The sequence below is a fragment of the Paenibacillus qinlingensis genome, from assembly GCF_031455095.1.
GTDB lineage: Bacteria > Bacillota > Bacilli > Paenibacillales > NBRC-103111 > Paenibacillus_E > Paenibacillus_E qinlingensis_A.
In genome coordinates, this window is record NZ_JAVDSB010000001.1 from 122,293 (window position 1) to 133,689 (window position 11,397).

General features: G+C 44.0%; 11 protein-coding genes. 10 read left to right on the plus strand and 1 reads right to left on the minus strand.

Annotated features, from left to right (window positions below; translation table 11 throughout):
* Positions 1 to 22 precede the first annotated feature (22 nt).
* The 7 genes from J2736_RS00605 to J2736_RS00635 all read left to right on the plus strand — a co-directional run bounded on the left by J2736_RS00605 (position 23) and on the right by J2736_RS00635 (position 6,904).
* Positions 23 to 928 (plus strand): carbohydrate ABC transporter permease, encoded by a 906-nt coding sequence (locus J2736_RS00605; RefSeq protein ID WP_310222507.1) that lies wholly within the window; start codon positions 23 to 25, stop codon positions 926 to 928.
* A gap of 41 nt (positions 929 to 969) precedes the next feature.
* Positions 970 to 1,809 carry a carbohydrate ABC transporter permease gene (locus tag J2736_RS00610; protein WP_310222509.1) on the plus strand — a complete coding sequence of 280 codons (840 nt, stop codon included), beginning with the start codon at positions 970 to 972 and terminating at the stop codon, positions 1,807 to 1,809.
* Between the two features lie 146 nt (positions 1,810 to 1,955).
* The gene (locus J2736_RS00615; RefSeq protein ID WP_310225142.1) at positions 1,956 to 3,380 is read left to right on the plus strand and encodes a PTS transporter subunit EIIC; all 1,425 of its coding nucleotides are present in this window, start codon (positions 1,956 to 1,958) and stop codon (positions 3,378 to 3,380) included.
* Positions 3,381 to 3,569: 189 nt separating this feature from the next.
* Positions 3,570 to 4,403 (plus strand): PRD domain-containing protein, encoded by an 834-nt coding sequence (locus tag J2736_RS00620; protein ID WP_310222511.1) that lies wholly within the window; start codon positions 3,570 to 3,572, stop codon positions 4,401 to 4,403.
* A gap of 156 nt (positions 4,404 to 4,559) precedes the next feature.
* The gene (locus tag J2736_RS00625) at positions 4,560 to 5,657 is read left to right on the plus strand and encodes a quinone-dependent dihydroorotate dehydrogenase (protein WP_310222513.1); all 1,098 of its coding nucleotides are present in this window, start codon (positions 4,560 to 4,562) and stop codon (positions 5,655 to 5,657) included.
* A 26-nt stretch (positions 5,658 to 5,683) separates the two neighbouring features.
* Entirely contained in the window at positions 5,684 to 6,481 is a 798-nt protein-coding gene (yjbM, locus tag J2736_RS00630) for a GTP diphosphokinase (protein WP_310222515.1), read from the plus strand.
* A gap of 3 nt (positions 6,482 to 6,484) precedes the next feature.
* Entirely contained in the window at positions 6,485 to 6,904 is a 420-nt protein-coding gene (locus tag J2736_RS00635) for a DUF309 domain-containing protein (RefSeq protein ID WP_310222517.1), read from the plus strand.
* Between the two features lie 81 nt (positions 6,905 to 6,985).
* Here J2736_RS00635 and J2736_RS00640 read toward each other — a convergent pair whose 3' ends face one another.
* On the minus strand, positions 6,986 to 7,495 hold the full coding sequence (locus J2736_RS00640) for a thioredoxin family protein (protein ID WP_310222519.1): 510 nt from the start codon (positions 7,493 to 7,495) through the stop codon (positions 6,986 to 6,988).
* A 184-nt stretch (positions 7,496 to 7,679) separates the two neighbouring features.
* Between J2736_RS00640 and J2736_RS00645 the strand changes: the two genes are divergently transcribed.
* The 3 genes from J2736_RS00645 to J2736_RS00655 all read left to right on the plus strand — a co-directional run bounded on the left by J2736_RS00645 (position 7,680) and on the right by J2736_RS00655 (position 11,366).
* Positions 7,680 to 9,218 carry an RsmB/NOP family class I SAM-dependent RNA methyltransferase gene (locus tag J2736_RS00645; protein ID WP_310222521.1) on the plus strand — a complete coding sequence of 513 codons (1,539 nt, stop codon included), beginning with the start codon at positions 7,680 to 7,682 and terminating at the stop codon, positions 9,216 to 9,218.
* Positions 9,219 to 9,224: 6 nt separating this feature from the next.
* A complete protein-coding gene (locus tag J2736_RS00650) occupies positions 9,225 to 9,977 on the plus strand; it encodes a pseudouridine synthase (protein ID WP_310222523.1) in 753 nt (250 codons plus the stop codon).
* Between the two features lie 201 nt (positions 9,978 to 10,178).
* Entirely contained in the window at positions 10,179 to 11,366 is a 1,188-nt protein-coding gene (locus J2736_RS00655) for an S-layer homology domain-containing protein (protein WP_310222525.1), read from the plus strand.
* Positions 11,367 to 11,397: the final 31 nt, after the last annotated feature.

Genomic DNA, 11,397 nt, shown 5'->3' on the forward strand with positions numbered 1-11,397 from the left:
ATGATAGGACGGTGAAGATAGAATGAAGACCAACGCGAAAAACTTGAAACGGAATTTGTTCATCGCTTCATTCATCATTCCGACTTTTCTATTCTTCTGTGTATTTACGATATATCCCGTTATACAAGCGTTACAGAAGTCGTTTTATGATTGGTCAGGAATGTCAGAAAATAGCGAGTTTATTGGGTTTGATAATTTCGTTGAGCTTTTCAAAGATCCGATTGTACTTAGAGCAATTGGGAATGACTACTTCCTTGTCGTTGGTAAAGTGATTGGGATTATGATTCTGGCGACTTTCTTCGCCGTAGCGTTAACCAGATTTAACTTGAAGGGTTCTGGGTTCTTTCGAGCCATCTTCTTTATCCCCAATGTCATTTCAGTCGTTGTTATTGGCGTACTTTGGAATTTCATTTACAACCCACAAATCGGTTTCTTGAATGCATTCTTATCTCTCTTTACGGAGAAAAAAGTAGATATTACTTGGCTAGGTTTTCCTCAACACACGATCTGGATGCTTCTACCCCCTACGATTTGGGCTGGTATCGGCTTCTACATGATCCTGATGATTGCTGCAATCGTGAATATTCCTGCTTCTTATTATGAGGCAGCTAATATAGACGGAGCTGGTCAATGGTCGCAATTCCGCCATATCACCATGCCGCTCATTTGGGAGCAGATTAAGGTTTCCATCGTTAACATCGTTATTACGACACTCAACGGATCGTTCGTAATTGTTCAGTTAATGACCAATGGCGGACAACCCGACAATACGACGCAAGTAATGGGTTCTTATCTGTATCGGATGGCTTTTCAACAGTATCATTTCGGTTATGGAGCAGCCATTGGTGTCATGATTCTGATCGTGTCACTTATCACAACACTGATCTTGCAGCGCATTATGCGCCAAGAAACCATCGAAATGCACTAAAGTCATCATAGACAAAGATACTGAGGGAGGGAAACCATCGTATGGCTATCAAAAATCCATTAGCGAAAATGTTAGTTTGGATCATTCTGATCATATGGAGTGTAGCCGTGCTTTATCCAATTGTGTGGACATTGCTCGATGCGCTCAAAAATAATGAACAATTTTTCTTAAATGCCCCTTGGGCATTGCCTAAATTCCCGTTACTTTGGTCCAATTTCTCTTATGTGTGGAGTAAATATAACTTCAGTACCTACTTCCTGAACTCCATTGTGGTGACGGTAGGAAGTACACTGCTGGGGATGATCCTTGCAGCGATGACGGCTTATATTTTGGCGAGATATGATTTTAAAGGGAATAAAGTTCTCCTAACGATCTATATCTCTTCCATGATGATTCCGTTCGCGCTTGCTTTAATCCCATTGTTCTTCTTGTTAAATGATTTGCACCTTATCAATACGTGGCTGGGGCTAATCCTCGTCTACGCGGCGCTTAACTTGCCATTCGGGATCTTCCTGCTTGTCGGGTTCTACAAATCATTACCGAAAGAAATTGAAGAAGCAGCGATTATTGATGGCACTTCTCACTATGGTACGTTCTTCCGGGTTATGTTACCATTGTCACAGCCAGGTCTTATCACGGTAATGATCACGAACATGCTGAATAACTGGAACGAATACTTCCTAGGGGTTGTTCTAACAAACGAGCCTACCAAGTATACACTTCCAATTGGTTTGGCTGTGATGCAAGCTGAGATGCAATACCGCGTAGAATGGGGGCCATTATTCGCAGGATTGCTGATCACAACATTGCCAACTTTGATCGTATATATGATATATCAACGCCAGATTGCAAGTGGGATTACAGCAGGTGCTGTGAAATAACGGGATATGGCAATGCATAGAAAAAACACCTTAACCTAGAGGAATTTATCCTTTCGGGAGGGTGTTCTTTCTACTATAATGGGGATAGGTAAAAGCATACAAGGAACGGCCAAACTTGTGGGCTATAGGTGAATCTGATGAGTGTAATGTATGCATTTCAGAAGATGGGGAGATCGCTGATGATCCCTATTGCGGTGCTGCCGGCAGCATCCATTCTTCTTCGTATTGGTAAAATGTCGTTTCATGATCCTTTCCTTGTTCATGTCGCTCAAATTTTTGAGCTAGGCGGAAGTGCGATTTTTGATAATCTGCCGCTTATTTTCGCAATAGGGATAGCTATTGGTTTAACTTCTGGAGAAGGTATAGCTGCATTAGCGGCTGCCGTTGGATATTTGGTTTTTGATAACGTTCTTAAACATTTCCAAATGGTTTCGGGAAGCTCTGAGCCACTAGATACAGGGGTACTTGGAGGCATGCTGGTAGGGATGCTTTCGGCCACATTCTTCAATCGATTTAGTCATATTCAATTACCTAAATCGCTCGGTTTTTTTGGCGGCAAACGCTTTGTTCCCCTTGTAACCTCCCTGGTGATGGTATTCCTAGGCGTAGTGGTTGGGCTAATCTGGCCTCCGGTACAGCGAGGCATAAGTGAAATTGGATTATGGATTGTAGATAACGGAAACATAGGAGTTTTCATTTATGGCGTCATGAATCGACTCCTCATTCCTACAGGTCTTCATCATGTCATTAATAATATAGCTTGGTTTCAAATCGGTGATTTCGTTACACCAGCAGGCAAAGTGGTCCATGGGGATATTTCACGCTTTTTCGCAGGGGATCCCACAGCAGGGATGTTCATGACAGGATTCTACCCCGTTATCATGTTCGGATTGCCAGCAGCAGCGCTTGCTGTCGTGCACAGCACGTCTGCTACTTCGAGGAAGTTTGTAGCACCTGTGATGCTAACAGCGGCTCTGACAAGTTTTCTAACAGGTATTACAGAACCGATTGAATTTGCATTTATGTTTGTAGCTCCTGGTCTGTATGTTATTCATGCCGTTCTTACGGGTTTCTCGATGCTCATTATGAATATACTTCAAGTGAAAATGGGATTTGGCTTCTCGGCAGGCTTTATTGATTTTGTGCTGAACTGGCACTTGGCGACGAATCCGTACTGGATTTTACTACTAGGCGCTGTGTACTTCATTCTTTATTTTATAACTTTCAGAGCTTATCTACATTTCTTTCCGATGAAAGTATCGAGTAAGGATGACGTTGAGCACAATATTGAAATCGAACCTGCTGTTGAGATACCAGCTAAGGAAGACCGGCCATCAAGGATTCTGACCTACATTGGCGGTGCTTCTAATATTATATCCATTGATGCTTGTATTACACGATTACGTCTTCTTGTGAAAGAAGAGGTGCTTGTAAACGATAGTGAGCTTAAGGAATTAGGAGCGATTGGTGTCATTCGGCTAGGAAAAGGCAACGTTCATGTTGTTTTTGGTACAGAGTCGGAACAAATTCGTGAAAGTATTAAACCATTGCTGGGAATAAATGAGAAATAATCAGGACAAGCCTAAATATACCCCACAAAGTGACGTATGCCTTCGAAGTTTATTCCGTCCGCATTGAGCTTTAGCTCAATCGGCGTCTAAACTTACCATTCAAAGCGGTCATACTACGTCGAATTGCTTCGATAAGAGTTTAGACATTACTTTGCGGGGACCCCGAAACAATAAATTGGGAGGTGTCTTATGATTGAACGGACGATCATACATGTTCTATCCCATAACGTCGTGATGGCGCACTTAAGCACAGGGAAAAATTCCATCGCTTTTGGTAAGGGAATAGGCTTCAAGAAAACACCGGGTATGCTGATTGGGGAAGGTGAAATCACCCAGGAGTTCCTCTTACATACATCGGAAGTACTGAAGAACTATGAACAAATTTTAAATGCCGTAGATGTCAAGATTATCGGGATCACGGAAGAAGTCATTGCCTACGCACAGAGCATGCTGGAAGGCGATTTCTCAGAAACAATCCATGCATCGCTTGTTGATCATATTAATTTTGCAGTAGAGCGGCAGAAACGCGGAATATTCATTACGAACCCATTTGCCTATGAAATTGGTTACATGTATCCCGAAGAATATAAGGTAGCTAAGAAAGCTGTGGAGTTCTTGAATGAGCATCTGGATGTTAAATTACCCGAAGATGAGGTTGCATTCTTGACGATGCACTTCAACAGTGCGCGTAAGAAAGAGCAAGCATCTGATTCTCTAGCGGTGGTTAGAGTGGTGTCTCAAACGATTGAATCCGCAAAGGAGCTTGGTTTTAATTTTGATGATTCATTCTCAACGCTTCGTTTTATCTCCCATCTAAAAGGTGTGATTGAGCGAGTAAAGCAAAAGAAAACACTTCAAAATTCACTCCTTTCCAAAATTAAAGAAGAATACGGCGATACGTATGTCAAAGCGAAGGTTCTATCGTTAATGTTAAGTGACTCCCTGCAATTAGAAGTACCTGACGATGAGACGGGATATTTAACGATGCATTTGGAACGCTTGCTGCAACGTACCGAAGTGTAACAAGCATATATAAGTATTAGAGCATTCCCTTGCAACCTTCGTGGCGCAGGGATTTTTTGTGTGAATACAAGGTTAAAGACGTGGAGTGGATTGCATATTTCTACATTGTCAGCTAAACTGACTGTTAGAGTACTTAGAGAACGGAGTGCATAGGACATGCTGTATAAGAAGTTAGCCAAGCCCGTTTTGTTCCGAATGGATCCGGAAAAAGCGCATCATTTGACGATTGACGGCCTCAGTGTTGTAGGTAATATGCCAGGAGGTAAGCAGCTGCTTAAATCCATGTATGGGGTGCCAGAATCACCGCAATTATCACAGGAATTATGGGGATTACATTTCGGTAATCCAGTGGGCCTTGCTGCAGGTCTGGATAAAAACGCGAAAGCGGTAAAAGGATTTTCACAATTAGGCTTTGGATTTATGGAAGTGGGGACAATTACACCTAAACCACAACCTGGTAATGAGTTGCCGCGATTGTTCCGTCTACCTGAGGACAAAGCGCTTATTAATCGCATGGGCTTTAACAATGTAGGTACTGCTGAGATGGCACATAACCTGGAGAAGACAGGGAAACGCGCAATTCCAGTAGCAGTAAACATAGGGAAAAATAAATCGACGCCAAATGAGCAGGCCGAGGAAGATTATCGCGCTTGTATTGGAGCGTTATATACATATGGTGATTTCTTTGTTGTAAACATAAGCTCACCAAATACACCTGATTTGCGTAATTTACAACATGGCGATGATTTGAAGCGCTTGTTGTCGACCGTTCGTGATGAGATGCAGGTGCAACATAAGAAGCATGGTTGTACGACGAAGCCAGTGCTTGTCAAAATTGCGCCAGATCTAACGGATGAAGAGCTTGTTCTTACGGTACAGATCATTCAAGAAAGTGGAGTATCTGGGATTATCGCAACGAATACAACGCTCAGCAGAGAAGGTTTACGACATGCCAATCGCGAACAAGCAGGCGGGTTAAGTGGTTTGCCGCTTACACAACGTTCAACAGATGTCATTCGACGTGTGTACCAATTAACGAATGGCAAGCTGCCGATTATTGGGGCTGGCGGGATTTTTACCGCGCAAGATGCGTATGACAAAATCCGTGCTGGGGCTAGCCTTGTTGAAGTATATACGGCATTAATTTACGAAGGACCTGGACTGTTAGGCCGCATAAATAATGGGCTTCAAGAATTATTGAAGAAAGATGGCTTCACACATATTTCCCAGGCAATAGGGATAGATTCGCACTAACTTCATTTAGGATGGAGGATACATGGATGGATGGACGAGACTGGAAGAAATTTCTACTGCCTTATGAGCAAGCGGTAGAAGAGTTGAAAGTAAAGTTCAAAACATTACGTGGCGAACTTAAAAGTCGTGAAGAGTACGCACCCATCGAATTTGTAACGGGGCGTGTTAAGAAAATTTCAAGTGTGTTGGAGAAGGCGAAGCGATTAAGTGTGCCGATGGACCAGTTAGAGTCAGGAATTGAAGATATCGCAGGCATTCGTATTATGTGCCAATTCGTAGAAGATACGGAAAGTCTGGCTGAGCTTATCCGCAGCAGACAAGATATGAGTGTCGTATATGAAAAGGACTATATTACAAATAAAAAGCCAAGTGGGTATCGAAGCTTTCATATTATTATTGAATACCCTGTACAAACCGCACTTGGTATGAAGAAAATCTTAGCGGAAGTGCAAATTCGAACCCTAGCCATGAACTTCTGGGCAACGATTGAGCACTCTTTGAATTATAAATATAAAGAGCAATTGCCAGTTGAGGTGCGGGCTCGTTTAAGTAAAGCCGCAGAAGCTGCTTATCAATTGGATCAAGAAATGTCGAGTATTCGCGGAGAGATTGTGGCCTCCCAACGGATGTTCGAAGATAATTCCAATCTGATCAATCGTGTTCTGAGCAACATACAAGAATTATACTTCTATCATCGTGTACGAGAAGCAGCTCAGTTCCAGTTGCGATTCAATGAGATTTGGGAAACAGAAGAAGGACTTAGTGATTTATCTGCCGATATCGAAGCTGCTATCTCAAGAGCCAAAAAAGGAGATAATAACTAAGCCATGAACGAATATGACCGGTTATATGTCGCTTTTCTGTATTATTTTAACGATCAGCGGGATTATTTCGAATGTCATGAAGTGATGGAAGAGCTTTGGCTCGAGGAAGGCCGAAATCTGTTATATCAAGGTCTGCTGCAGATTGCAGTAGGCCTTTATCATCATGGGAATGGCAATCCGAACGGTTCTATTAAACTGTTTAGTGCGGGTTTAGACAAGCTAGCTTCATATCCTGCGCATTCGTTAGGCATTGATCTTGGTCTTTTAGTAAAAGATAGTGAGATTTATCTAGGGAAGCTTCTGAAATTGAAAGAGGAGCCGTTTCTTCCGTATGACTTGAACATTGTGATTCTTGATGATGAACTCTTGGTGCTTGTGAAAGAATTGAGGTTGGATCCTCCGGCAAGTACAGAGCATGATTGAAAAGAGAAAGGACTTCTCACCATGAGGTGAAGAAGTCCTTTTGTAGGTTGTTACTAGTAGTTAATGGCATTAACCTTGGCATTAACCTTTATACTTTTGGAAAAAGGATTTGAATACTTCAGGCTTATTGCCGACTGTGGAACCAGCTTCAGGAACACCGCCGACAATTCGATCTACTTCAACACCGTTTTTGTAATAAACAAGTGTAGGTGTGGATTCAATCTTATATTTATTCCATCCATCTTTGAATTCTTCCAAATTGAATTGTTTTACATCAAGACCCAGTTCTTTCTGAATAGGAACTAGAACAGGTGTCGTCACTTTGCAATGAGGGCAAGTTGACGCATAATAGTATTGGAAAAATGTTTCTTTGTTCTTCAATCTTTCATCCAAATCTTTTGGTAAAATCAAGTTCTGATAGTTCGGATCATTCAGCTGCTTCACGGTCTCAGGATTTAATTTGGATGCTGCAACACCGTAAGGATTGCCAGCATTCGCCTTGTCCGAAGATTTGGTAGATTGCTGATTAACGAAATAGAGACCACCGAATAAAACAACTACAATGCCTAAATAAATAAGCAGCTTCTTCATATATGCACCTCTTTATAATGTCTACTTTCTATTACCTTCTATAAAAAGTATAGCATATCCTGTCCGATTTCGTAAAAATATTGGCTGTTTCGTGACAACTCAGCTATAATACCGTTACAACGTTACATGGAATTAGAAATGTGCCTAATGATCAGGGATTTTATATAGAAAGCGAAGATGTCGAATGGCGAAGCAGTTACCTCCCCTTTTTAGGGAGAAAATGATTGATTTACTGGGTGAAGAGGAATTTGAGCAGTTTCTTGCTTCCTATGACGAACCACGCGTGTTTGGGTTAAGAGTAAACTCTGGTAAGATAGCGCGTGCGGAGTTTTTGGAGAGGAGTCCATTTCATCTAACGGCGATACCTTGGGTACCAGAGGGATTTTACTATGAAGAAGGTGAACGTCCAGGCAAGCATCCGTATTACCATGCAGGTCTTTATTACATTCAAGAGCCGAGTGCGATGGCACCTGTGGAGCTACTAGGGGTAAAACCGGGGGAGCGGGTTCTTGATTTGTGCGCAGCACCTGGCGGGAAATCGACGCAAATCGCTGCGAAGCTGCAGGGTGAAGGCGTGCTTGTTGTCAACGATATTCATTCAGATCGGGTTAAAGCTTTAGTTAAAAATCTTGAACTTCTCGGTGTGCGAAATGCCGTTGTGTTGAATGAAAAACCAGAACGGATGTTGACTGCTTTTGAAGGGTATTTTGATAAGATTTTGATTGATGCCCCTTGTTCAGGGGAAGGCATGTTTCGCAAAGAAGAAGAAATGATGGGTCAATGGGAGCGCCATTCTGTTCAGGAATTTGCTGCCATGCAGCGAGAATTGTTGGCGCAAGCCGCGGTGATGTTGGCACCTGGCGGGAGAATCGTGTATTCGACATGTACGTTCTCACCGGAGGAGAATGAGGCGCAGATTGCCGAGTTTCTAGACAAGCATCCAGCGTTCGACGTGGTGCCTATTGCGGGATTTAGCGCAGGGCGACCGGATTGGTTGAGAGAACCGTGGTGTGAAGCGGATGGATATAGTTCAAAGGCCAAAGCTGCTGTGGCAGGGACGGCAAGGTTGTGGCCTCATAAGTTGAAGGGTGAGGGGCATTTTTTGGCGGTTTTGGGTAGTGGGGTTGGGGAGAGAGTGGGTGCGAGCGAAGGCATAAGTGATAGGGCAAGTGCAAGTGCGGGGGCTGCCGACTTTGTGGCGGCAGCTGGAAAGCGTAGCGGGCGTCCCGCGCTACGCGGGAAGAGCCGTGCTGAGGCACCACCTAGCACGGGGGTGAGCTTGGAGCCGCTGGAGGCGTTCTCCGGTGAGCTGCTGCGCAGCGAGCCTTTCGCCCTGAGGCGGCTAGTCTGTTACGGCGAGCACGCGTACGCGTCGCCGGCGGGCTTGCCCGAGCTGCACGGACTGAAAGTCGTGCGGCCGGGCTGGTACATCGGCGCGCTGCACCGCGGCCGATTTGAACCGTCCCATGCGCTAGCCATGGGACTGCGTTTGCGCGAAGCCAAGCGAGCGCTGAGCTTGGCTTCGAGCGACGAGCGAGCCCTTCGGTACCTGAAGGGCGAGACGCTCGAAGTCGCGGAGAGCGAGATTCTCCGCGATCCGGAAGAAACCAAGGCAGCCAAAGGCTACTGCCTGGTCTGCATTGACGACCATCCCGTCGGCTGGGGCAAGTGGCTCGATGGGATGCTGAAGAACGAATACCCGCCAGGTTGGAGGTGGACCTAAACGGTCATGAAGCAAACACAACGGCTCGATAAAATACTCGCCCATGTAGGCGTAGGCACACGTTCTGAACTTAAACGCCTTACCAAGGAAGGCGCTATCTACGTGAATGGTGTAAAAGTCAAAGACAGTGGGATGCAAGTGAATCCCGATAAAGACAACATTACCGTTAATGGTGAGGTTGTCACTTACCGCGAGTTTGTTTATCTGATGATGAACAAACCGCAGGGGGTTGTCTCCGCAACTGAAGATAATCGGGATCGCACGGTTGTTGATCTATTGGACGAGGCTTATGCGCCGTTCGAAGTATTCCCCGTGGGGCGTCTAGACAAGGATACGGAAGGTTTTCTTTTGCTAACAAATGACGGCAAACTCGCCCACAACCTACTCTCACCGCGCAAGCACGTTCCAAAAACTTACTTTGCAAAAGTAGAGTGGGGAGTGAATGAGTCGGACCGTGAAGCATTCGCCCAAGGTGTTACCTTAGATGATGGATATGAGACGCTGCCAGGTCAGCTTAATATTTTAAAATCTGGTAATGAATCGGAGGGCATCCCTTCTGAAATTGAATTAACCATCATGGAAGGCAAATTCCATCAGGTGAAAAGAATGTTCCAAGCTGTAGGCAAGCAAGTTGTCTATCTAAAAAGAATTTCAATGGGGCCATTGACGTTAGATGCTAATCTAGCCTTAGGTGAGGTCAGAGAACTGCATGCAGAGGAACTTCTGGCTTTGCAGCATGCACATGAGACACAAAAATAACGATATACAAAAATACTAAAATATGGTATTTTCAGAATAAGAAATTTGATGTGTGCGGAAGAACCGCCTAATTATCGCTTTCATTAGCGATCGTTGGGTGGTTTTTTGCTGTTCATGGAATAATTAGGTAGACATTAACAGTTATGTAATGAGATACTACCAATTATTGGATTGGAAATCATTATTAAGGAGTGAATTTTTTTGAAAAAGAGTTTAGTGGCGTTATCTTCTGTTTTAGCTTTTTCTTTGTTAGGGGCGTTCCCAATCTTGGCAGATCAAACAAACCAGTTTCCCGATTTGAAGAATCATTGGGCTAAAGAAACGGTTACAACCGCGGTAAATCACAAATATGTTGACGGTTACAGCGACGGTACATTCCGTCCAGAAAATTATGTAACAGGTGCGGAGTTTATCAAGATGGTTGTAACCGCAAGTGGTTTAAAAGTTGAAGGCATGACTGAGGGTAGTCAATGGTTTGTGCCTTATGTGAAGGCTGCTGTTGAAAAAGGGCTGGTTCGGGAAGAAAGTGTAACTAATGAGTTCTTGCAAAATCCTCTGACTCGTCTCGAAATGGCTAAAGTATCCGTGCGTGCGACAGATCCTTTGTTGCAACAAAAGCACGTAAGTATCAACGATCAAGGTGCCATGTACACAGCGTCCAGCAAAGGTTTGATTCAAGGTATGTTTGGCGGGGAACTAGCACCTGATGGATCTACGACTCGTGCGCAGTCCGTTACAATCATAGAGCGTATTCTTACTTTGAATGAAGGTGGCAAACTTCCTGTTGATAAAACAGCTGTTGGACAAGCTGAGTTGCAACTTAAACGTACTAATATCTTTTCTATGATTCCGGCTTTTGGTGGAAAGATAAATACTGGCAAGGAGTGGACTCCCGACAAGTTAGCCTACGCGTCCGCTGATGGTAAGTACAAAGGAGAAATCGACCAAGTTATAGCTATCGATATGGAAGACCCAAATGATCCTCACCGTCACCTTTTGGGGGACATCGACACACTTCACTGGTTTGATCGAACTGAGCGTTCCGGTAAGTTGATGCCGTTAGTTAAAGATTATCCAAAAAGTTATGTTATCTTAGTTCAATCTCATACCGTATTCAACAATGATCCGGAATCCTACCCTGGTCGTTATGGTTTGGGAATGACATTTAGTGGTTTTGAGTCCCCGAACATGGAAGCTTTTAAAGCGGGTGAACTTAACTCTTTAGCTACGCTATTCAGAGATAAATTCGGAGATACTGCAGCTTTTATACTGCCAAAAGAGGGTACTGTGGCCACTCGCGGGGTAGATATTGCTGTATCTCTTCCAGCCAAACCACCAGTTAGCATCGCAACCAAAGTCATTGTATCCACTCAAAGGGCACTTGAGTAATATTCGGGTCTGATGGGAGGGGGGGAATCTA